Source organism: Xanthomonas sp. LMG 12462, assembly GCF_009192885.1.
GTDB classification, from domain to species: domain Bacteria; phylum Pseudomonadota; class Gammaproteobacteria; order Xanthomonadales; family Xanthomonadaceae; genus Xanthomonas_A; species Xanthomonas_A sontii.
The window spans coordinates 23147-45203 of record NZ_NMPP01000077.1 but is presented as its reverse complement, the minus strand read 5'-3'; the positions used below and the strand labels follow the sequence as shown (position 1 = coordinate 45203).

Annotated in this window: 17 protein-coding genes; 8 read left to right on the top strand and 9 right to left on the bottom strand. The window is 65.5% G+C overall.

The window, feature by feature from the left end:
• The first annotated feature begins 54 nt into the window (after positions 1–54).
• A complete protein-coding gene (locus tag CEK69_RS17000) occupies positions 55–717 on the top strand; it encodes an NYN domain-containing protein (protein WP_026144719.1) in 663 nt (220 codons plus the stop codon).
• 87 nt (positions 718–804) lie between these two features.
• On the opposite strand, the gene CEK69_RS16995 is transcribed toward CEK69_RS17000, so the two are convergent.
• The 6 genes from CEK69_RS16995 to CEK69_RS16970 form a co-directional block, all read right to left on the bottom strand.
• Entirely contained in the window at positions 805–2175 is a 1371-nt protein-coding gene (locus tag CEK69_RS16995; RefSeq protein WP_152246898.1) for a leucyl aminopeptidase family protein, read from the bottom strand.
• Positions 2176–2224: 49 nt separating this feature from the next.
• On the bottom strand, positions 2225–2941 hold the full coding sequence (locus CEK69_RS16990) for an HAD family hydrolase (RefSeq protein ID WP_152246896.1): 717 nt from the start codon (positions 2939–2941) through the stop codon (positions 2225–2227).
• A 112-nt stretch (positions 2942–3053) separates the two neighbouring features.
• Positions 3054–4166, bottom strand: a complete 1113-nt coding sequence (locus tag CEK69_RS16985; RefSeq protein WP_017910745.1) for an AI-2E family transporter — start codon at positions 4164–4166, stop codon at positions 3054–3056.
• Positions 4167–4337: 171 nt separating this feature from the next.
• Positions 4338–4832 (bottom strand): hypothetical protein, encoded by a 495-nt coding sequence (locus tag CEK69_RS16980; protein WP_152246894.1) that lies wholly within the window; start codon positions 4830–4832, stop codon positions 4338–4340.
• Positions 4829–5305: a phage holin family protein gene (locus CEK69_RS16975; protein ID WP_152246892.1), complete on the bottom strand. Its 477-nt coding sequence runs from the start codon at positions 5303–5305 to the stop codon at positions 4829–4831. Before CEK69_RS16975 ends, CEK69_RS16980 begins: the two co-directional genes overlap by 4 nt.
• A 7-nt stretch (positions 5306–5312) precedes the next feature.
• Complete coding sequence (locus tag CEK69_RS16970; protein ID WP_010340149.1) at positions 5313–5684, bottom strand: hypothetical protein; 372 nt, start codon at positions 5682–5684, stop codon at positions 5313–5315.
• Between the two features lie 174 nt (positions 5685–5858).
• Between CEK69_RS16970 and CEK69_RS16965 the strand changes: the two genes are divergently transcribed.
• On the top strand, positions 5859–6086 hold the full coding sequence (locus CEK69_RS16965) for a hypothetical protein (protein ID WP_152246890.1): 228 nt from the start codon (positions 5859–5861) through the stop codon (positions 6084–6086).
• A 10-nt stretch (positions 6087–6096) separates the two neighbouring features.
• On the opposite strand, the gene CEK69_RS16960 is transcribed toward CEK69_RS16965, so the two are convergent.
• A complete protein-coding gene (locus tag CEK69_RS16960) occupies positions 6097–7530 on the bottom strand; it encodes a Do family serine endopeptidase (RefSeq protein ID WP_017913191.1) in 1434 nt (477 codons plus the stop codon).
• Between the two features lie 494 nt (positions 7531–8024).
• On the opposite strand from CEK69_RS16960, the gene CEK69_RS16955 reads away from it, so the two are divergent.
• From CEK69_RS16955 to CEK69_RS16945, 3 genes are all read left to right on the top strand, one after another.
• Entirely contained in the window at positions 8025–11297 is a 3273-nt protein-coding gene (locus CEK69_RS16955; RefSeq protein ID WP_152246888.1) for an LAGLIDADG family homing endonuclease, read from the top strand.
• Positions 11298–11487: 190 nt separating this feature from the next.
• A complete protein-coding gene (locus CEK69_RS16950) occupies positions 11488–12165 on the top strand; it encodes a hypothetical protein (protein WP_017913189.1) in 678 nt (225 codons plus the stop codon).
• 87 nt (positions 12166–12252) lie between these two features.
• The gene (locus tag CEK69_RS16945) at positions 12253–13092 is read left to right on the top strand and encodes an NrdJb (RefSeq protein WP_152246887.1); all 840 of its coding nucleotides are present in this window, start codon (positions 12253–12255) and stop codon (positions 13090–13092) included.
• Between the two features lie 510 nt (positions 13093–13602).
• Here CEK69_RS16945 and CEK69_RS16940 read toward each other — a convergent pair.
• The gene (locus tag CEK69_RS16940; protein WP_152246885.1) at positions 13603–13818 is read right to left on the bottom strand and encodes a hypothetical protein; all 216 of its coding nucleotides are present in this window, start codon (positions 13816–13818) and stop codon (positions 13603–13605) included.
• 145 nt (positions 13819–13963) lie between these two features.
• Here CEK69_RS16940 and CEK69_RS21120 point away from each other — a divergent pair, with 145 nt between their 5' ends.
• Together CEK69_RS21120 and CEK69_RS16935 are read left to right on the top strand one after the other, a co-directional pair.
• On the top strand, positions 13964–14509 hold the full coding sequence (locus tag CEK69_RS21120) for a hypothetical protein (protein WP_193314025.1): 546 nt from the start codon (positions 13964–13966) through the stop codon (positions 14507–14509).
• 238 nt (positions 14510–14747) lie between these two features.
• Complete coding sequence (locus CEK69_RS16935) at positions 14748–15185, top strand: hypothetical protein (RefSeq protein ID WP_152246882.1); 438 nt, start codon at positions 14748–14750, stop codon at positions 15183–15185.
• On the opposite strand, the gene CEK69_RS16930 is transcribed toward CEK69_RS16935, so the two are convergent.
• A complete protein-coding gene (locus CEK69_RS16930; protein WP_152246880.1) occupies positions 15104–16201 on the bottom strand; it encodes a cytochrome c peroxidase in 1098 nt (365 codons plus the stop codon). The genes CEK69_RS16935 and CEK69_RS16930 overlap by 82 nt on opposite strands.
• 130 nt (positions 16202–16331) lie before the next feature.
• Between CEK69_RS16930 and CEK69_RS16925 the strand changes: the two genes are divergently transcribed.
• A complete protein-coding gene (locus CEK69_RS16925; RefSeq protein ID WP_226975206.1) occupies positions 16332–22010 on the top strand; it encodes an IPT/TIG domain-containing protein in 5679 nt (1892 codons plus the stop codon).
• Positions 22011–22057 lie beyond the last annotated feature (47 nt).

The following is a 22057-nucleotide window of genomic DNA, read 5'->3' as shown; positions in this document are numbered from 1 at the left end:
GCGGGGCTTGACCCCCACCTGCATCCGGCCATCTTATTGCCTAGGGAGATGGGCATGCATCGGCGCTTTGCCGTCCTGCTGGATGCGGGATTCGTCAAAAGAAAATTGAAGTCGAGCGGTGAAGTTTCCGCCAACCGCATACAGCAACTTGTAGAGGCAATTCGCAAGCACGAATGCCTTCAGGATTGCCTTCTGCATCGCGTCTACTACTACGACGCTGCGCCACTTGGAAGATCGGTTGAGCAGCCTGTCACTGGCGAGGTCATCGAGTACGACAAGACGCCTGTGTTCCAATCCAACGTGGCCTTGGTGAGGGATGTTGCCAAGCTTCCCCATTTTGCGCTTCGTCAGGGCGAATGCAGCCACGATGGTTGGATGGCAAAGTTCAAGTCGCTGAAGAGTGCGGGGAACTACGATGCCGGGTCTGACACGTTGAAGCTGAAAAGCTCGGACCTGAAACCGGTCATCAAGCAAAAAGGCGTGGACATGCGTATCGGCATGGATATCGCTGCCCTGACTCTAAAAAAGCATGTGGAAGTCATCGTACTTGTCACGGCAGACAGTGACTTCATCCCTGCAATGAAGTTTGCGCGTCGGGAAGGCGCGCAACTCTATTTGTTCAGCCTCGGCCATGGAACAAAAGAAGATGTGGTCGAGAACGCGGATCTTATGATCGTGTCGACAGCTAAATCTTTGATGGACGCGCTGGCGGCATGACCGGTTCCGCACCTCGGAATTCGAAACGAATGGCGCGAGGTGCTGTCCTCGACAAGATCTAGGTCGCGCGCCGCGCTCCTGCCGGATTTACCCCGCGTAACGCGCCTTGAGCATGGCATACGCCGAGCGCAGCGCCAGCGCTTCGCCACCCGCCGGGCGGCCGGGGCGGTCGCTGTCGTTCCAGGCGTACACGTCCAGGTGCGCCCAGGCCTGCCGTGCCGGCACGAAACGCTCCAGGTACAGGGCGGCGGTGACTGCACCGGCCATGCGCGAGCCGGCGTTGGCCAGGTCGGCGACCGAGCTGGTGAGATAGCGCAGGTAAGGACGCCACAGCGGCATGCGCCAGACCGGGTCGCGGGTGCGCTCGCCGGCGGCGATCCAGGCCTGCGCCAGCGTGTCGTCGTTGCAGAACAGTGCCGGCAGATCCGGACCCAGGGCGATGCGCGCCGCACCGGTCAGGGTGGCGAAATCCAGGATCGCGTCGGGGCGCTGCTCGCCGGCATAGGCCAGCGCATCGCACAGCACCAGGCGGCCTTCGGCGTCGGTGTTGTCGATCTCCACGCTGGTGCCCTGGCGGGTGGCGATCACCTCGCCCGGGCGGAACGCGTTCGGGCCGACGGCGTTCTCCACCGCCGGCAACAGCACGGTCAGCCGCAGCGGCAGGCGCTGCGCCATCACCAGCCCGGCCAGCGCCAGCGCGTGTGCGGCGCCGCCCATGTCCTTCTTCATGTTGCGCATGCCGTCGGCCGGCTTCAGGTCCAGGCCGCCGGTGTCGAAGCACACGCCCTTGCCGACCAGCGCCACGTGCGGATGCGCCTCCTCGCCCCAGCGCAGCACCAGCAGGCGCGGCGCGCGGTGCGAGGCGCGGCCGACCGCGTGGATCGCCGGGAAGTTCTGCTCCAGCAGCGCGTCGCCGACGATGCTCTCGAACTGCGCGCCGTGTTCCTGCGCGATCGCGCGTGCGGCTTCTTCCAGTTGCTCCGGCCCCATGTGCTCGGTCGGCGTGTTGACCCAGTCGCGCACGCGCAGGCTGGCGGCGATCAGGTCGCACACTTCGGCCTGCGGCGTGGCCAGCAACTGTGCCGGCAGCCGCGGCGGTTGCTTGTAGCGGGCGAAGCGGTAGCTGCCCAGGCCCCAGCCCAGGTGCAGGGTCGCCAGCGTGTCGGCGTCCAGCGCGCTGTCCACGCGCCAGGTGCTGCCGGCCGGCAGCGCGAACGGCGCATGCGCGTAGGCATATGCATCGCCGCGATCGCCAACGCCCAGCAACGCCGCGGCCACGCCGTCGGCACCCGGCAGCAGCAGCACGCTGCCCGGCGCGGCCATGAACTGCTGGGTGTCCATCCACGCCACCCACGCCGGCGATTGCGCCGCGCGCCATTCGGCCAGGTGCTCGCGGTCGAGCACGTACAGCGGCAGCGCATGGGTGGAGGCGTCGGTGAAGCCGGTCGGCAGGGACATCAGCGGATCCTTGGAAGAGGGAGAAGACCGGTAGGCGAGAGGGCGCGGATCAGGCGCGCGCCGCGTCGGCCGGCTGGGTCGCGTCCAGCCAGTCGGCCAGGCCGGTGAGGGTGTCGAAGTGCAGATCGGGCGGGGTCGGCGGATGCCAGGCCTGCGCCTCGCGGTTGATCCAGCAACCGCGCAGGCCGGCCTGCATCGCACCGACCACGTCGATCTCGATGTGGTCGCCCACGTGCAGCACCTGTGCGCAGGGCAGGCCCAGGCGCGCGCAGGCGGCGCGGAAGATGCCCGGGTCCGGCTTGGCCGCGCCGTGTTCGCGGGCGCTGAGCTGGAAGGCGAAATGGTGGTCCAGGCCGATCGTGGCCAGGTCGGCGTTGCCGTTGCTCAGCGCCACCACCGGCACGCGCGCGGCGATGCGCTCCAGCGCGGCGATGCTGTCCGGGTAGCACTCCACCTGATTGCGCGCGGCATGGAACACCGCATACGCAGGTTCCAGCAACGCTTCATCGGCGCCGCTGTCCTGCAGCGCACGGCGCAGGGTCAGCCGACGCAGTTCGCTGAGGTCGTGGTGCAGGTGCGGATGCGCGGCGAACACCGCTTCGCGCAACTGCCGCATCGCCGCGACCGGGAAGCGCGCGGCGGTGGCCGGGCTGTGCTGCAGCAGCCAGTCGTGCAGCACCTGCTCGATGCGCGTACCGATCGGTGCGAACGGCCACAGGGTGTCGTCCAGATCCAGCGTGATCGCGCGGACGGGGAAGGAGGGCATGGAAGTCACCGGCGCATTTTACGCCAAGCGCCGCCGCCGCCGCGGGCCGGGCCCGGTAGACAGCACTCGCGCGCTTCCGCCAATCCCCAATCCCGACTCCCCAATCCCGGCCTCACTCCAGCAACCGCGCCCAACGCTGCATGCCTTCGACCCGCGCCAGCACCATCTTGATGCACACCAGCAGCGGCACCGCCAGCAGCAGGCCGATCATGCCCCACAGCCAGCCGAACAGCATCAACGCCAGGATCAGCATCAGCGGCGAGATCGCCATGCGCCGGCCGAGCACGATCGGCGTCACCACCTGGCCTTCCAGGGTATGCAGCGCCAGGTACAGGATCGCCGGCAGCGCCGCGCTCAGCGGTTCGCGGAAGGCGACGAAGCCCATCAGCAGCATCAGCACCGCGCCGATCAGCGGCCCCACGTAGGGTGCGAAATTCAGCAGCGCCACCACCGTGCCCCACAGCAGCGCTTCCTGTGGCGGAATGCCCAGCAGGATCAGAATGCCGGCGAAGATCAGGCCGACCAGCGTATTGATCACGGTGATGGTCAGGACGTAGCGCGAGACCTCGCGTTCGATCGAGCGCAGGATCTCGGTAGTGAATTTCTGTTGCTGGCGGCTGGGCAGCAGCGCGATCGCATGGCGCTGCAGGTTCTCGCCGAACACCATGAAGAAGAACGTCAGCAACACCACCGCCAGCGCCGAGGCGGCCACCCGCGGGGTCCGCACCAGCGCCTTGTACGGATCGTCCATCTGCGTGCGGATCACCTGCACGCGGCGTCCGCTCTCGCCGCCGGCGGCGCGGGCGAAGTTCTCTGCGGCCTGGTTGGCCTGCTGCATCGGCTTGGTCAGGTCGCGCACCTGGGTGGCCAGATGGCGCAGCTGTGCCGGCGCCTGCTGCGCCCACTCGGCGGCGGGGCCGGCCAGTTGCACGGTCAGCGTCGTCGCTACCGCCATGCCCGACAGCAGCACCAGCAGCGCGGCCAGGAAGCGCGGTAGGTACAGCCGTTGCAGCATGCGCAGGATCGGGTTGCCGACCAGGGCGAAGAAGGCGGCGAGCAGGATCGGCAGGATCACGTCCTGCGCGGCCCACAGGGTGTAGCAGACTGCCAGGGTGGCCAGCACCACCAGCGAGACCGGTCCGCGCGGGCGCGGAGCGGGCGGCGGCGGCAGGGGGCCGTGCGGGGCGTCGTCGGCGACGACCGCGGGATCGGGAACTGTGCTCATCGGACCTGCGATGCGGTGGCCGCGGCGCGCGTCGCAGTGCACGCGCCGAACGGCGTCGAAAAGGAAGCGAAGTGTAGGCCGGATCGTGGCCGGCGCGATATCAAGGCGGCGTGGCCGCCGCGTGCGCGCGGCGTGGCGGCCCAGGCCAGCCACGCGCCGATCCCAGGAACGTCAGTCCTTGCCCTGGCGCTCGGACAGGTCGGTGGCCGCTTCGGCCGCGGCGGGTTGCCCGGGGCGCGAGGCCATCGGCGGCCGCGGCGGCTGTGGGCGGACCGCGGATGGGGGAACGGGTGCAACGGGAGGCGGGGTCTGGGTGTCGGCATCCACGGCCGCATCCTGTGCGGTGTCCGCCGCTTCCTCGGCATCGTCGGAGGCGCGCTCGGCGTCATCGGACGCGCTCTTGGCGGTGGTGGCGTTGATCAGGCTGGAGAGCGCGCTGAGCATCTGCAGCCAGCGCGCGCCACCGAGCTTGCCGACCACCGCCGCCGGTTCGGCGCGGCCGACCAGGAAGCCGGTGCCGAGGCCGACGATCACGATCCGCCATGGTGTCCAGCCTTCGCGCCAGACCTGCTGCAAGGTCGTCCAGTGCGTGCGCACCTGCTCCTGGCGTCCCTCCAGCACCGCTTCGGCGCGGGCGATGCGGTGCTGCAATTGCCGCAGGGTCATGGCGTGGCCTCGCGCTTGGCGACATTCTCGTCGCCGTCCTCGTCGTCGCCGCCGATGCCCAGCTTGGCCAACTGGCGGCGGGTGGCGTCGAGCTTGCTCATGTCGAAGTAACGCAGCGCCTGCCAGGCACCGAGCGCGGTGACCACCAGGCTGAAGGCCGCGGTCGCCGAGATCGACGCCAGCCACGACCAGCCCATGCGCTGCAGCAGGGCGATCATCGCGCCCATCAGCAGCATCCAGGCCGAGGCGCCGAACGCCACCGACACGGTCAGCCACACCAGCGCCCGCGCCAGTGCGGCGCGGGCCAGGGCGAAGTCCGCGGCCACCAGCTTGCGCAGCGCGCGGCCGGTGTCCAGGGTGGCATTGAGTCCTTCGCGCCCGGCCGTGCCGAGCGCGCGGAAGGATTCCTCCAGCGACGGTGCGGCCGCGGCGTCTGCCGCGGCGCCGTCGGTGCGGGCCTGCTCCTCGCTCACGCGCGGCTTACTTGTCGCCGCCGCTGCGCGCCAGCTTGGCGATGATCCAGCCGGTGGCGAAGGCCACGCCAAACGAGGCCAGCGGACGCTCGCGTATCAGTTCGGCCGCGCTGTCGATCAGGTCGCGGCCCTTGTCCAGCAGCACGTCCACCTGCTCCTTCGCCGCCGCACCGCCGAACTCGGCCGCCGCCAACCCGGACAGCGCGCTGTCGGACAGCTCGGCCTTGACGTTGGCCTTGCCCAGCTTCAGTTCTTCGCCGGCGGCACCGGCAGCGCCCTTGATCGCGTCGCCGGCGTAGCTGGCCGCGGACTTCAGGTGCGCGCCGGCTTCGCTCAGGTTGTCCTTGAGGTTCTCGGTATTGGTCGGGCTGGCATTCATGGGCATGTCTCCTCTGGGGTTTGGGGGCCTGCCGTCCGCCGATGCGGACGCTGCGCAGAACGGGGCGACACCAATACCATCGGCGGGGTGTACGGGGTGTTAGCTCGTCGCCGCAGGCAGCACGCCATAGTGCCGGCGCTCGCCCGCGATCGGCCAAGTCCCGGAGGAACCGCAATGCACACGTACGGCAACCGGAGCGGCCATGCCGGGGTGGTCGCCTACGACAGCGGCCCGGACTGGATCGTGCTGCGCTTCGCCGACGGCGCCACCTACCGCTATGACCGCCAGCATCCCGGCCTGCTCCAGGTCATGGAGATGCAGCGCCTGGCCGCCGCCGGGCGCGGTCTCACCACCTACTTGAACCAGCACGTGCGCGACGACTACGCCGCGCGCCTGGACTGAGCGCGCCGGCTCACTGCATGACCAGGTCGGCCTGGGCGCCGCCGCGCACCACGCGCAGCACCAGTTGCGCCGGCTTGCGCGCGAAATTGGCGCGGTAGCTGGCCAGATCGGCGAATTCGCCGACCGAGGCGGCCACCACGATGTCGCCGCTGGCCAGGCCGTTGCGCGCCGCACGGCTGCCCCGCGCCACGTTGCCGATCAGCACGCCGGAGATGCCGGACTGGCGCAGCGATTCGGGCAGGTCAGCGAAGGTGGCGCCGCTCAGCCGCGGGTCCAGCGACTCGCCGCTGATCGCGCGCGGCTGTTCCTTGAGCGTGGCCTTGAGCTGCAGCGGCTTGCCGTCGCGGCGCACGTCCAGGGTGACCGTGCTGCCCACTGGCTGCAGACCCTCGTAGTTGTGCAGCGCCTCGGCACTGTCCAGGCGCTCGCCGTTGGCGCCGGTGATCACATCGCCCGGCTGCAGCCCGGCGGCCGCGGCCGCCGAGCCGGCCAGCACCCGCGTCACCAACGCCCCGCGCGGCGCCGACAGGCCCAGGCCCTGCGCCATCTGCGTGGTCAGGTTCTGCGTCTCGATGCCGAAGGTGCCGCGGATCATCACCCCGTTGTTCTTGATCAACTGGTCGACCACTGCGCGCGCCAGGTTCGACGGGATCGCCAGGCCCAGGCCGATGTTGCCGGCCATGCTGCCCTGCGGGTTGAAGCTGGCGGTGTTGATGCCGACCAATTCGCCGCGCAGGTCCACCAGTGCGCCGCCGGAGTTGCCGGGGTTGATCGAGGCGTCGGTCTGGATGAAGTTCTGGTAGCCCAGGCCGCGGATGCCATTGCGGCCCATCGCCGAGACGATGCCGGAGGTGACGGTCTGGGTGAAGCCGAACGGGTTGCCGATGGCCGCGACGAAATCGCCCACGCGCAGCTTGTCGCTGTCGCCCAGGCGGATCTCGGTGAGGTTGTCGGCCTTGATCCGGATCAGCGCGATGTCGGTGTCCGCGTCCGAGCCCATGAACTCGGCCTTGAAGCTGCGCCCGTCGGCCAGGGTCACCTGCACGTCGTCGGCGTTCTCCACCACGTGGTGGTTGGTCAGCACGTAGCCGTTCTTCGCATCGATGATCACGCCCGAACCCAGCGATTCGTTGATGCGCTCCTGCGGGATGTCCGGGAACAGGCGGCGCAGGATCGGGTCGTTGAAGAACGGATTGCGCACCCGCACCACCTGCTTGGTGTTGATGCTCACCACCGCCGGCATCACCTTCTGCAGCATCGGCGCCAGCGACGGCAGCGGCTCGCCGGCCACCGCGGACGGCAGGCGCGCGGCCCCGGACAGCGGCGGCGCCGCGACCGGCGCGGCCTCGGCGCGGTTGTCCAGTTGCGCATTGATGGCGGTGGCGGCGAAACCGCCGAAGGCAGCGGCGGCGGTCAGGGTCAGCAGCGTGGGCAGCGGTCGCATGAGGTCGGTTTCCGGGGAACGCGGGAGACGTGGGGCAGATGGGCGCGCGTGCGCGTAAATCAAGATGAACGCGCGGCGTTTAACCGCCAGTGAAAGCGTTCCGACGGCACCTGCGCAAGGCCGCCACGGCACCCCGCGTGCACATCCGCTGACGTTACGTGATCGGCGCGCGACGACGTTGACAGTCGGCCTGCCCGGCGTTAGCGTTCACGCTTGCATTAGCCACTACATGTAGCGGTATCGATTCGGTACGGCACTAGAACTAGGGTTTTCTTCACCAGGGCTTCACATCCAGGGGCGCGCTCGGCGGTGCATGACGGGACGGTGACAGGGGACGTCGCGGAATCAGGGGATTTTTGATCGGTCGAGGGCAGGCGCCGTGTGCGCTGCCGCGGCCGTCGCTGCCGTGCAGCGCAAGTGCGATAGAGACAAGACACACGGCGGATGACCACCCATCCGTCCCATCGGGACAGGTTCGAGGAGAACACAGCAGAATGAGTACGGTGCGCCTGGAAGTCGTCCATACCGGATCCAAGCACGACCCCATCCCGATGCAGCCGGCGTCGCAGGACATCTGGGACAAGAAGTATCGGCTCAAGACCAAGCAGGGCGATCCGCTGGATGCCGACATCGACGGCACCTACCTGCGCGTGGCGCGGGCGCTGGCCGATGCCGAGACCGGCGAGGAGCAGCGAGCCTACTGGTTCGAGCGCTTCGCCTGGGCGCTGCGCCGCGGCGCGATCCCGGCCGGGCGCATCACCTCCAATGCCGGCGCGCAGGAACACAAGCCGGCCACCAGCACCATCAACTGCACCGTGTCGGGCACCATCACCGACTCGATGGACGGCATCCTGGAGAAGGTCCACGAGGCCGGGCTGACCCTCAAGGCCGGCTGCGGCATCGGCTACGAGTTCAGCACGCTGCGCCCGCGCGGCGCGTTCGTGGCCGGCGCCGGCGCCTACACCTCCGGGCCGATGTCGTTCATGGATATCTTCGACAAGATGTGCTTCACCGTGTCCTCGGCCGGCGGCCGCCGCGGCGCGCAGATGGGCACCTTCGACGTGTCCCACCCGGACGTGAAGGACTTCATCCGTGCCAAGCGCGAGGACGGGCGCCTGCGCCAGTTCAACCTGTCGCTGCTGATCACCGACGGCTTCATGCAGGCGGTGGAGCAGGACGCCGACTGGCCGCTCGTATTCCCGGTGAACCGCAAGGAAGAGGCCGACGTCGACCTGGCCGACGCCAGCGCCGTGGTCTGGCGCGACTGGCCCACGCACAAGGACTACATCGTGCGCGACGACGGCCTGGTCGCGTGCAAGGTGTACGGGCACATCCGCGCCCGCCACCTGTGGGACATGATCATGGTCTCCACCTACGACTACGCCGAGCCAGGCTTCATCCTGATCGACCGCGTCAACGAAATGAACAACAACTGGTGGTGCGAGAACATCCGCGCGACCAATCCCTGCGTGACCGCCGACACCTGGGTGCAGACCGCCGAGGGGCCGCGTCAGGTCGCCGATCTGCTGGGAACGCCGTTCCTGGCGCGGGTCGATGGCGGCGACCATGCCACCGGTGCGGAGGGTTTCTTCAAGACCGCGCACAAGCAGGTGGTACGACTGCAGACGCAGGAAGGTTACGCGCTGCGCCTGACCGCGGACCACCGCGTGCGGCGCGTGGTGCGCCAGACCCGTTGGTCGTTGGACACCCAATGGTGCCAGGCGGACCAACTGGTCGCAGGCGACCGGGTGCTGCTCAACAATCACCGTGCCGGTGCGGAGTGGGGCGGCGCGCGCAGCTATGAGGAAGGTGTCCTCCTCGGCATGCTGGTGGGCGACGGCACGCTCAAGCAGGACGCCGCCGTGTTGTCTGTCTGGTCGCAGGCCGCCGCCGTCAATGCAGCGCCGCAGGCGCCGGTGGCGCTGATGGACGAAGCCCTGCGCTGCGCGCGCAGCCTGCCGCACCGTGCCGACTTCGCCGGCTGGAGCGAGGTGCGCGACCGTGGCGAGTACCGCCTGAAGTCGGCCGCCTTGCGCGATCTGGCGCTGGAGCTGGGCCTGCGTCCGGGCGACAAGGCGATCACCCCGGCCGTCGAGAAGACCTCCAGCGATTTCCATCGCGGCTTCCTGCGCGGCCTGTTCGACACCGACGGCTCGGTGCAGGGCAGCCAGGAGAAGGGCGTCAGCGTGCGCCTGGCACAGTCCGACCTGGCGCGGCTGGAGGCAGCGCAGCGCATGCTGTTGCGGCTGGGCATCGCCTCGCAGATCTATCGCGACCGGCGTCCCGCCGGCACCGCGTTGCTCCCCGACGGGCACGGCGGCACGCGTGCCTACGCCACCAAGGCGCAGCACGAACTGGTCGTCAGCGGCGACAACCTCGATGCCTTCGCCCAACGGGTGGGCTTTGCCGACACCGCCAAGGCCAACCGCCTCAAGGCGCTGCTGTCCGGCTATCGCCGCCAGTTGAACCGCGAGCGTTTCGTGGCGACCGTGCAGTCGGTGGCCGCCGATGGCATCGAAGACGTCTACGACGTGCAGGTCCCCGGCATCAACACCTTCGACGGCAACGGTCTGCACGCCCACAATTGCGGCGAGCAGCCGCTGCCGCCCTACGGCGCCTGCCTGCTCGGCTCGATCAACCTCACCACCTTCGTGCGCGAGCCGTTCACCGAGCGCGCCCGCTTCGACTGGGAGGAATACAAGGAAGTGGTGCGGGTGTTCACCCGCATGCTCGACAACGTGGTCGAGGTCAACGGCCTGCCGCTGCAGCAGCAGCGCGACGAGATCATGCGCAAGCGCCGCCACGGCATGGGCTTCCTCGGCCTGGGCTCGACCATAACCATGCTGCGCATGAAGTACGGCAGCGCCGAGTCGTGCGAGTTCACCGAGTCCATCGCCCGCGAGATGGCCGTGGCCGGCTGGGAGACCGCGCTGTCGCTGGCCAAGGAGAAGGGCCCGGCGCCGATCATGCAGGAGACCTTCGAGGTCACCGCGGCGATGCTGCGGCAGCGCCCGGAGATGGTGCGCGATGGCTGGCGCGTCGGTGAGCGCATCGAGGGCCGGCTGCTGCACGCCAGGTACAGCCGCTACATGCAGCGCATCGCCGAGGTGGCGCCGGCGCTGGTCGAGGAACTGGCCGAGGTGGGCGCGCGCTTCACCCACCACAGCTCCATCGCCCCCACCGGCACCATTTCGCTGAGTCTGGCCAACAATGCCTCCAACGGCATCGAGCCGAGCTTCGCCCACCACTACAGCCGCAACGTGATCCGCGAGGGCAAGAAGAGCAAGGAGAAGGTGGACGTGTTCTCCTTCGAACTGCTGGCCTACCGCCACCTGGTCAACGCCAAGGCGATGCCGTTCGCCGAGGACGCCGCCGCGCGCCTGCCGGAGTACTTCATCGCCGCCGACGACATCCACCCCAAGGAACACGTGGACGTGCAGGCCGCCGCGCAGAAGTGGGTGGACAGCTCCATCTCCAAGACCGCCAACGTCCCCACCGACTATCCCTACGAGCAGTTCAAGGACATCTACCGCTACGCCCACCAGCAGGGGCTGAAGGGCTGCACCACGTTCCGCTTCAACCCGGCCGCCTTCCAGGGCGTGCTGGTGAAGGAAGCGGACCTGGAGAACACCACCTACCGCTTCGAGCTGGAAGACGGCAGCGTGGTCGAGGTCAAGGGTAACGAACAGATCGAATACGACGGCGAGATGCACACCGCCGCCAACCTGTTCGATGCGCTGAAAGAAGGGTATTACGGCAAGTTCTGACGCCGTCCCGTCTCCCCTTCGCGCCGGCGGAGGGGAGGGCGGCGGTGGAAGCCCTGGAGCGCGGCACGCCGCGCTTCCCCAACGCTTCCCCACCGTCCGCCGAATGTCGCCGTTTCCGGCTCCCCGCTTCGCTGCAATCGGTATAGCATCGCCCGCGTGACATAAACACTGACACCCTGAGGAGGGTTTTATGAGCAATGGGAATGGCGTCACGGCGACGCTGACGCAGGTCGCCGAGAACGTGAAAGAAACCGCCACCAACGTCGGCGAGACCATCGCCGCCACCGCCAGCGAGGCCGTCGCCACGGTCAAGCAGACCGCCGAGACCGTGCAGAAGCGCGTGCAGGACCAGGTCGCCAAGACCCGCAAGGCGGTGAAGAAGGCCGAGAAGGCAGTGGCCAAGCGCGCCGAGAAGGCCGGCAAGGCCGTCAAGAAGACCGTCGCCAGCGCGCGCAAGAAGCTGGAAGCGGCCAAGGCCAGCGCCCAGGCCGAAGCGGCCGCGCTGACCAAGGGCGGCAAGAAGACCGCCAAGAAGGCGGCTGCGAAGAAGGCGCCGGCGAAGAAGGCCGCTGCCAAGAAGGCCGTTGCGAAGAAGGCTCCGGCCAAGAAAGTGACCGCCAAGAAGGCCGCGCCGAAGAAGGCGGTCAAGAAGGTCGCCGCCAAGAAGGCCGTTGCCAAGAAGGCAGTGAAGAAAGCGGCGAAGAAGGTTGCAGCGAAGAAGGCCGTCGCCAAGAAAGCGGTGAAGAAGGTCGCCAAGGCGGTCAAGAAGAGCACCGCCAAGGTCGCCAAGAAGAGCGCCGCCGTGAAGAAGACCGCCGTGCGCAAGGCCGCCGGCAAGAAGGCCGCGGCCACCCGCGCCAAGAAGTAAGCCGTCCCGTCGCACCCTCTCTCCCGTGCGCGGGAGAGAGGCCGGGCCCACGCCCGTCCCGCTCCGCCTTCCAGGAACGCACGCCTCATGGCCATCAAGATCGACCAGAAAATCAAGGGCTACGCCGTCGTCACCCCCGAGGACAAGGCGCGCGACGCCGCCGCCGCGGTGCCCGCCTCGTCGATCGACCGTGCCACCGCCGAGGCCGAAGCGCCTGCCGACAACATCATCCACATGCACGAGCGCATCGAGCGCCCGGACGTGCTGATCGGCAGCACCTACAAGATCAAGTCGCCGTTGGTGGAACACGCCATGTACGTGACCCTCAACGACATCGTGCTCAATGCCGGCACCGAGCACGAACTGCGCCGCCCGTTCGAAATCTTCGTCAACTCCAAGTCCATGGAGCACTTCCAGTGGATCGTGGCGCTGACCCGCATCATGTCCGCCGTGTTCCGCAAGGGTGGCGACGTCACCTTCCTGGTCGACGAGATGAAGGCCGTGTTCGACCCCAAGGGCGGCTATTTCAAGGCCGGTGGCGTGTACATGCCGTCGCTGGTCGCCGAACTGGGCAGCATCGTCGAAGAACACATGAAGTCGATCGGCCTGCTGCACGACCCGGAGATGAGCGACCATCAACGCGCGCTGATCGCCGAGAAGCGCAAGCAGTACGAAGAACGCTCAAAAAAAAACAGTGAAGTGAGCAAGGCGGTTCCTTCTCCTGCGGGAGAAGGTGCCCGCAGGGCGGATGAGGGTGCGCTGTCCGCCGACTCCACCGCCGACCACGAAGAGGACATCGCCGTCACCGGCGACGGCGCGAGTTTTCCGCCGTCGGCCACGATGTGCCACAAGTGCAACACCAAGGCGCTGGTCATCATGGACGGGTGTGCGACTTGTTTGAATTGTGGGTATTCGAAGTGCGGGTGAGTTTTCCTCCGCATTTTTTTTAGGTGGGCAGTGTGAGAACACCCCAAAGGCGCTATTTCAGTGCGCATAAGGCTCTAGCGCGGAGCCCATAAGGGGCTAGTTGCGCCCATATTTATGTTCGGATGATGGCTCAAAGCCTAGTTGGACAACGGTTGGGCTCAGACTTGGTGGTTGGGGCAACCTTGCAGTTACCTGGGAGGTCGTCGCCCCATTGATGTGGCAGTATGGGATCTCGGCGTAGCGTTAAAGGCGGCCTCTCTAATCGTAAAGATCGAACAATCGCCAGCCTAAAGCCACATTCCTTGACACTGTCTTAGCATGAACAAGTGGATACGCTGAATGGCTTCGGCTTTGTTTCCGTATCGAGGTCCGCCTATTGGGCCTCTGGGCTATCAGGTCATAGGGGCACGCCTCGCAGCCGCTGGATAAGATCACCCTGACGGGACATGCTATTACCTTACGAGCGATAGGAATGTTCCATGCCCTATACATTCGGTGACATCGCTTGCTTTAAAGAAAAACGCCTTCCGGGCGACGCAGGACTATCGCGCCTGTGGCGACTACAGGCGGGAAAAACATCATGATATACAGAGCTTGAATCAACGCTTCCGCGCTGATCTCAAGCTTTCTTTCGTACGCCAGCACGCGTGTACATTCGGGTTGCTTGCATTGGCCCAACAAGGCCCACGAGGTGATCGTTCCATACGAGGTAGCCAGCTTCGTCACGCGGCGTTCCTGTGCGAAAATGAGGACCGGATCGGCGTGATGGTGATGCTGCCTTGGAGTTGTTGATCCACGACTGCTGGGGCGTCCGAGCGTAATGCTAGGGGACTGAACGATACTTCACAGTAATACAGTTGCGGGGGGCGAAGTGATTAATGTATCGGATGATACTTGGAAAAACGAAACGGCTATTCGTCGTCTTCCTTCCGTTGAGCTGCAGTTCTTTGCATGGGTGCAGCTCGTAGATGATGGAAAAATTTCGCGCTGCATTGATCTTAGAAAGCGAGGCTACAACCTGTATATTCGTCGATCAACATGCTGGTCACTTCCACTTGTTGGAAGGGGCGCAACGACCTTGGACGTTGCCAGCGTCTTTCTCGCGCCAAAGCTACGCGGAAATGGCTGGTTTAAGTGCTTCCTGGACTTGGCCGATCAACTTGTTCCTTGGGATGCGATATACGTCCAATCGGTACAAAACCCAAAGCTAGGCTCCTATCTGCTTTCAACTGGCTTCATCGATCTAGGGCAAGATAACTTCTATCGCCCCACAAGGAACTGGCGAGCCAAGTACGCCTGGGATGACACAAGTCGCGAATTGGCAGCTGCTGAGGCACTTGCTTCAAGACCTGTCACGCTACCCGAATTAGCAGGTTTGGCTGATATAAAAGAGTGGCCTAGCCTACGAGTCTCGTGATCATTTGGACATCGCGGCGTGCAGCGCCACGCCCAGCTAGCGGTCGCAGCGGCGGCCATGTTCATCGACTTTGTGGCCGACGCCTACCGGCATTGAGAAGCGACGAACGGCGAATCGGGGGCGCCGGATCAAAGCCGGTGGGTGATGAGCATGTCCTCGCATGGTTCCCCGCCATCGTATACTGGCGTCCGCAGTGCCATACTCGAGCCAGCTCAGTCATGGAAAGGCATAGTGCTCGATGAAGACACGGACTCTCCCTATACTGTTTCTGATACTGGTTGCGGCAGTTGCCTGCGATCGCGCCGGCAAGCCGCACGCACAGCCGGTAGCTGCTTCCATCTCGCTGCAGTCGCTGACAGTTGGTAGCAACAAAGCGCCGGATGGCGTTCTTGCGCAGCCGATCACTGTGCTGGACGCGCTGACCATCGAGGTCACATTGAATTCGGCTCCGCCGACAGATGCCGGCCCGATCGAAGCGCGATTCATCAACCTGGCGACCGGCCAGGTGGTGTCCACAGGGTCCGGCGCCGTCACCGACCGGCGCGCCACCTTGACTCTGAACCCAAAGGATCGCAGGGAATGGGAACCGGGGCGCTACCTGCTAGAAGTCAGTCTGGGCGGCTCCTTGCTGGGTACCCGCGATATCGATGTTTCCGCACCGGGGCCGGCAAGCTGATCCTCGGTGGAGAGGGCGCGCAAGAAGGCTGTCAGTTGCCTCTGTTCGGTCACCGTCAGGTTCACGGCCCGACCGCGTCCAAGGCTGCGGTAGTAGATTTCGCGCTCCACCGCCTTGTCCAGCGTGGCCACACTTCCATCGTGCATGTACGGCGCGGTAAGCGCGACATTGCGCAAGCTGGGAGTGCGGAACGCTCCCAGGTCGGCTGGCTTGCGCGTCGCCGCGAAGCGCCCCGATTCGGCGACCTCTCGATCGGACAACACCAATGCGCCCAGTGGCTGATTCGTGCGCCTGGCCTGCTCCAACCGTTCCAGCAGCGCAGTGACATCGCCGGCGATCTGTTCAAAACCGACGCCGGCATGATGGAACTTCTGGTCGGTCAAGGTAACTGGACTGCCGGCAAGCTGGTGGCACTCCGCACAGGCCGCCTTGCCAGTGAAGAGTGCGAGGCCGGCACGCTCGTTTGCATCAAGTAGCGACGGTTCGTCGATGCTTCGGTCGTAACGCGTCGGCTGGCGTGGCAAGGAGCGCAGGTAATGCGTTAGACCGTCCGCTACCGCCGATCGGTCTAGCCGATGTCCATTCGCATACTTGGCATAGCGCGGCTGCGCGTTGATGCGCGCCAGCAGCATCTCCGCATCCGCCAACCCCATCTCCCGCGGATTGGTGAATGCCTGCAGCGCCACGACCCTGAGATCGTGCTCGCGGCCGTCCCAGAACAGCGCGGAGTAGATGCCGGCATCGGCCAGATCAGGCGCGTTGCGTGTGCCTGCATTGCCGAGCACGCCGAGCGAGACCTTACGGCCATCGGTGAACGATTTCGCTGGGATATGGCAGTCCGCACAACTGACTGCGCCATCCGCGCTCAAGTTTCGATCGAGGAAGAGGTCGCGCCCTAGCGCGATCCTGTCGGCGTCGCCCTGTGCTGCCGCAACGCGCGCGCCACGTTCGCATCCCGTCAATCCAATGGTGGCGAAAACCGCAGCGGAAATGACAAGAAAATGTCGTGTTTTCATGCTGTGTGTGCGCTCCGTCGCTGTTTTGTGTCATTGCTTGACATGCACGATCGCATTATGCAACAAATGATGAAGCTGAAAGACTGCCAACGGAAGGCATGCCTGGCCACGCAAGCTGGCCTACGTGCTGATGCTCAACAGTGCGCACAAGCAGATGGGGCCAAAGGATATGGACGTTCCGCAAGACCGCGTCGTACGGCGTGCAGGTTGGCTCTATTCGCTTCTCGGGATTTCCGCCGCCGATCTCGGCCTTGCGCGCCGCATCGGGCTACGCATAGCCGGGTTCGTCGCGCTGCTCGTGGGCAGCGAGTCGGCGTTGGCCGCCGCTTATGTCTATGACGCCAACGGGCGGCTGATCGCGGTCACCAATGACGTCGGGGATACCGCCCGCTACCACTACGATGGCTTGGGCAACATCACGCGCGTGCAGCGTCTGCCATCGGGTGCGCTCGCCATTTTCGATTTCACCCCGCGCCACGGCGGCACCGGCGAAAGGGTCACGCTGAAAGGGCAGGGCTTCAGTGCAACCGCGGCGCAGAACGTCGTTCGCTTCAATGGGGTGGTCGCCGACGTGGTGGCCGCCAGCACCAGCAGCCTGACCACCATCGTCCCATCCGCCGCCACCACGGGCGTGTTGACCGTTGCCGTGGGCAATCAAACGGCCAGCAGCGACGTCCCGTTCGTGGTCGACGCCCAGCCGCGCGCGCCGCTCATCACCGCCGTCAGCCCGCACATCGCCTCGGTCGGCGCTGCACTGACCATCAGCGGACAGTCGCTGCTGCCGCTCGATGGGCAGACCAGCGCGCGCCTCGGCCTGGCGCCACTGGTCCTTGGCCAGGCCAGTAACACGACCTTGCATGCCGAAGTTCCTGGTGGCGCGAGTAGTGGCCGGATCCGGGTCACGACACCCTACGGCAGCGCTGTCAGCGCAGACGACGTGCTTGTCGTGCCTGCGGGAATCGACGACGAGGCCATTGCTACGGCCAAGCGCCTGGCCGTCGACGGGCAACTTAACGATCTTTCGACGGCGTCCGCGGGGCAAAGCGTGGCGATCCTGTTCGACGCGCAAGGCGGCGACTACATCAGTGCGCAGTTCTCCGAGCTGGCCAGCGAACTGAACTATGCCCTTTATGGCATCGGCAACAAGCGCCTCGCCGTGGGGACGGTCTCGGCCAATGCGCCGAGCTTCCATATGCCCGCACTGAAGTCGGCCGGCACCCATCTGCTGGTGTTGACCCCCAAGGCAGGCCCGCTGACGTGGAAGTTGCAACTCGAGCGATCCGCCGTCCTGAACATCGACGGCGCCGCTCAGGATGTGAGCACCAGCATCGCAGGGCAGAGTCGCCGGCTGGTGTTCGATGCAAGCAAGGGGTTGCCGCTTGGCATGGGATTGGCGGAAAAGACTGGGCCTCCGGCGTGGGGTTCGGCGACGGTGACCGTGCAGGGGCCAGATGGAGGCCAGGCGGGTTTCCAGCAGTGCACGCAAGCGAACAATGGATGCAGTCTCAATCTTTCCGCATTGAATACGGGTAGACATGCGGTTCTAATCACCCCCGCCGCTTCTGGAACCCGCCTTCTTGCGTTCCAGGCGGTTCTATCGACCGATGCGCAACACACCCTGGCGCGCGGTACGCCACTGGCTCTTTCCCTTGCGCGTGCAGGCCAGAACGCCAGGCTGCGCTTCACCGGAACCGCGGGCGAAGTGCTTGGCCTGCTGGTCGCCGGACAGGCCACCCTTCCTTCCGGCCGCAGCGTCTATTACCGCGTCAACCGTCCGGACGGCACGCTCTGGAAGTCCGTCGCAGCTTCGAGCGGGCTGGTGTTGAACCTCGCACTCCCGGTTACAGGGACCTATGAGGTCTTCGTCGATGCCGGATACGGTGAAACACTCGCCACGGAGGTGCTGCTGCGTGGCAACGAGGGAAGTCCCGTCATCGACGGCGCCACATCGACACACGTCGCAGCACGTGCGGGTGAGGCAGCCTACTTCCAGATCACGGCATCGTCCGGCGACTCCCTTGGCCTGGGCATCAGCGGCCTGACGATCGCCAACGGCAGCGGCGCGGCCGTGAACGTATACCGCCCCAACGGCATGCTGCTGGCCAATACCACCTGCCATGCAGCCAATGCTGGCTGCGATCTCAATCTGTCTTCGCTGGAGGGCGGCGTGCACGGCGTGGAGGTGGTGCCGCTGGATCCGGCGCAGACCATGCAGTTCGACGCCACGGTCTCCCGTGATGTCGCCATGAACATGGCCAGGGCAACCCCGACCTCTCTGAACTTGCCGCGCCATGGAAAAAATGCGCGCCTGGCATTCACCGCCGCTGCAAATGAAGTCATCGCACTCAAGATCACCGGCCAGACCACGCAGCCGTCCGCCGCCGGCGTGTACTTCCGTGCACTCCGTCCTGATGGTGTGACCGTCACTTCCGGCTACGCCGCAGGCGACAAGACCCTGCTGATCGACACCAGCGTCGCCGGGACATATCAGATCTTCGTCGACCCCGAGAACGGTGCGACCACGACCGCGACGCTGACTCTCGAGGCGGGCGTGCTGGGGCAAATGGAACTGGATGGCAGCATCGGCGAGTATGAGGGCGCCGCAGGCAAGGACGTGTCCTTCGCCATCAACGCGGTTGCCGGTAAACATCTCGGGTTCGGCATCAGCCACTTGAGCGTGAACAGTGGCACTTACGTACGCATCTACGCCTATACGCCGAGCGGCGCCAGCGTTGGAAACGAGACGTACTGCTACGTGAGCAACGGCGGCTGCGACGTCCAGCTCTACAACCCGGTCAGCGGTACCTACAGCATCGTGATGCGGCCGGTGAGCAGCACGCAGACGATGAAGTTCAGGGCGACGCTGTCCTCTGCGTTGCGCGCGACGCTGTCCCGCGATGTTCCCTTCAATCTGAGCCTGGACCGGCGTGGCCAGGACGCGCTGATGACCTTCAATGGGCTCGCCGGCGAAACGGTGGCGCTGCAGATCGCCGGCCAGTCGAGCCTGCCCGCGGGTAGGACCGTGACCTACCGGGTCTACAAGCCCAGCGAACGCCGCAGCAGCTATCACATCGCGAGCATCGCGCCGGAGACCGGCGGCGCCCTCAACATTCGATTGCCGGAGAATGGCGAGTATTGGGTATATGCCGATCCTCAGTTTGGCGCAGCCGCGGCGGCGAGGATCACCTTGTCCACGGGAACCACCAGCGGATTGGTGCGGGATGGCGCGTCTGTGGCATTCGCCGCCGACCAACCAGGGCAGACGGCCCACTATAGTTTCAACGCGATCGCCGGGCAGCACATGGGCTTTGCGGTCAGCGACCTGAGCGTCTCCGACGGAACCTATGTGCGGATCTACGCCTATGGGCCGAACGGCAACAGCATCGAGGACGACTCGTACTGCTACGTGGAGCGCGGTGGCTGCGACGTGGATATCTACAACCCTGTCGCCGGCAGCTATAGCGTGGTGGTCGTGCCATCGGTGGCTGGGCAGCGCATACAGTTCACCGCTACGCTGTCCAGCAGTGCTCCCGCTGAGCTGGCGCTGGACACCCCCGCCATGCTGCAGCTTTCGCGGCGGGGCCAGGATGGAATGCTGACCTTCAGCGGTAATCAAGGTGACACCGTCGGTTTGCAGATCGCCGGTCAAGCAAGCGCTCCTGCTGGCAATACGGTGCGCTACCGGATCTTCAAGCCGAGCGAACGCCGGCGTGGCTACCACGTTGCCGAAGTCTTTCCCCAGAACGGGGGGGCGGTCAATATGTCGCTGCCCGAGACCGGTACCTACTGGATATGGGCCGATCCCGACTACGGTGCTGCCGTAAGTGCACAGATCACGCTTTCCAGCGGTACAGCCGGCGGGCTGAACCAGAACGGCGGCTCGGTAGGAGTGGAGACTGTCCTGCCTGGTCAGACCGCCTACTTCCGCTTCAACGCAACAGCCGGCCAGCACCTCGGCTTCGGCCTGAGCGACCTGGTGGTGAGCAGTGGAACGCTGGTGCGCATTTACGCCTATGCGCCGAATGGCAACAACATCCAGGACGACTCGTACTGTTATGTCGCCGATGGCGGCTGCGACATCGACATCTATAACCCCGTCACCGGCACCTACAGCGTCATGGTCGTGCCCGAGCACGGCGATCAGGCGATGCAGTTCAATGCGACGCTCTCGTCCAGCGCGGGTGTCGCCCTGGAGCGCGATGTTCCGGCTGTGCTCGATCTGACGCGCCGCGGCCAGGATGGCTTGATGACGTTCAACGGCACCCAGGGCGAGAATCTCGCTTTCCTGGTCGCTGGCCAGACGACCGTGCCTGGAGATCGCCAGGTGACCTATCGGGTCTTCAAGCCAGGCGATCGCCGGTCCGGCTACTACATTTACTCTTTCAACGCCGAGACAGGCGGATCGGTGAACATGGTGTTGCCGGAAACGGGAACCTATTGGATCTGGGCGGATCCGGTCAAAGGCGCCACCAGCCGCTCGCACGTCACCTTGTCCACCGGTACCGTCAGTGGCATGGAGCGCGATGGTGCGGTGGCCCAGTTCGCCTCCACGCAGCCCGGACAATCAGCGCATTTCCGCTTCAATGCGACAGCAGGCCAACACCTGGGATTCGCTGTCAGCGATCTGGCCGTCAGCGCGAACAACCATGTGCGGATCTCTGCATATGCACCCAATGGGAACAGCATCGCCGATACATCCTATTGTTATGTGGCCGACGGTGGTTGCGACATCGATATCTACAACCCTGTAGCCGGGACATACAGCATCATCGTGTCCGCCGCGGAAGCCGGTCAGACCATGCAATTCAAAGCTGGCTTGAGCAGTAGCGCCGCCCCGGCACTGGCACGCGACGTGCCGCTGAACCTGCAACTGGATCGTCGCGGCAAGGATGCGGTCGTGACCTTCACCGGCAATGCCGGGGAATCGGTGGCACTGCTTGTCGCCGGCCAATCCACCGTTCCCGCGGCGAAGACAGTCCGCTATCGCATCTACAAGCCCAGTGAGCGCCGACGCTCCTACGAACTCGACGTCATTGCAGCCACGACAGGGGGATCGACCAACCTGATCCTTCCGGAGTCGGGGACCTACTGGCTTTGGGTGGACCCTGACACAGGCGCAACCACTAACGCTCAGGTGACCTTGTCCACCGGGAGCGCGAACCCGCTTGTGCAGGATGGCTCGCCAACTCAGTTCGCCTCGACCAAACAAGGGCAATCGGCGCACTTCCGGTTCCCTGCGACGGCCGGCAGTCACCTGGGCTTTGCCATCAGCGGCCTGAGCCTGAACGAAGGCAGCTACGTGCGGGTGTACGCCTATGCACCCAATGGCACCAGCGTCGCCGACACGTCCTACTGCTATGTCAATGACGGTGGCTGCGACATCGATTTCTACAACAGCGTTGCCGGCGACTACAGCATCTTGGTGCAGCCTTACACGAACGGACAGACCATGCAGTTCACTGCAACGTTGTCCTCCAATGTGGGAGCTGACCTGCAACGCGGTGTGGCGGCTCACGTTGAGCTCTCGCGCCGTGGCCAGGATGGCTTGCTGACCTTCGCCGGATCCCAAGGGGAGAAGGTCACCCTGCAGGTTGCCGCGCAAGCCACGCAACCTGCGGGTGGCCGCGTCGTCTACCGCGTATTCAAGCCCAGTGACCGGCGTCGTGGTTACGCGATCGGCACCACCAACCCAACCACAGCAGCCAGCTTGAACCTGACGCTGCCGGAAGCCGGAACGTACTGGATTCTGGCCGATCCGGATTTTGGCTGGTCAGCCAGCGCGACCGTTTCCGTCTCGACCTCGCCCTAAGCGCCGTCAGCGAAGAGATCACGACTATGAAGAATGGAATCTCCAAG

Coding starts and splice junctions, on each gene's coding strand:
- CEK69_RS17000 (WP_026144719.1), top strand. CDS start 55: ATGCATCGGCGCTTTGCCGTCCTGCTGGATGCGGGATTCGTCAAAAGA.
- CEK69_RS16995 (WP_152246898.1), bottom strand. CDS start 2,175: ATGTCCCTGCCGACCGGCTTCACCGACGCCTCCACCCATGCGCTGCCG.
- CEK69_RS16990 (WP_152246896.1), bottom strand. CDS start 2,941: ATGCCCTCCTTCCCCGTCCGCGCGATCACGCTGGATCTGGACGACACC.
- CEK69_RS16985 (WP_017910745.1), bottom strand. CDS start 4,166: ATGAGCACAGTTCCCGATCCCGCGGTCGTCGCCGACGACGCCCCGCAC.
- CEK69_RS16980 (WP_152246894.1), bottom strand. CDS start 4,832: ATGACCCTGCGGCAATTGCAGCACCGCATCGCCCGCGCCGAAGCGGTG.
- CEK69_RS16970 (WP_010340149.1), bottom strand. CDS start 5,684: ATGAATGCCAGCCCGACCAATACCGAGAACCTCAAGGACAACCTGAGC.
- CEK69_RS16965 (WP_152246890.1), top strand. CDS start 5,859: ATGCACACGTACGGCAACCGGAGCGGCCATGCCGGGGTGGTCGCCTAC.
- CEK69_RS16960 (WP_017913191.1), bottom strand. CDS start 7,530: ATGCGACCGCTGCCCACGCTGCTGACCCTGACCGCCGCCGCTGCCTTC.
- CEK69_RS16955 (WP_152246888.1), top strand. CDS start 8,025: ATGAGTACGGTGCGCCTGGAAGTCGTCCATACCGGATCCAAGCACGAC.
- CEK69_RS16950 (WP_017913189.1), top strand. CDS start 11,488: ATGAGCAATGGGAATGGCGTCACGGCGACGCTGACGCAGGTCGCCGAG.
- CEK69_RS16945 (WP_152246887.1), top strand. CDS start 12,253: ATGGCCATCAAGATCGACCAGAAAATCAAGGGCTACGCCGTCGTCACC.
- CEK69_RS16935 (WP_152246882.1), top strand. CDS start 14,748: ATGAAGACACGGACTCTCCCTATACTGTTTCTGATACTGGTTGCGGCA.
- CEK69_RS16930 (WP_152246880.1), bottom strand. CDS start 16,201: ATGAAAACACGACATTTTCTTGTCATTTCCGCTGCGGTTTTCGCCACC.
- CEK69_RS16925 (WP_226975206.1), top strand. CDS start 16,332: ATGCTCAACAGTGCGCACAAGCAGATGGGGCCAAAGGATATGGACGTT.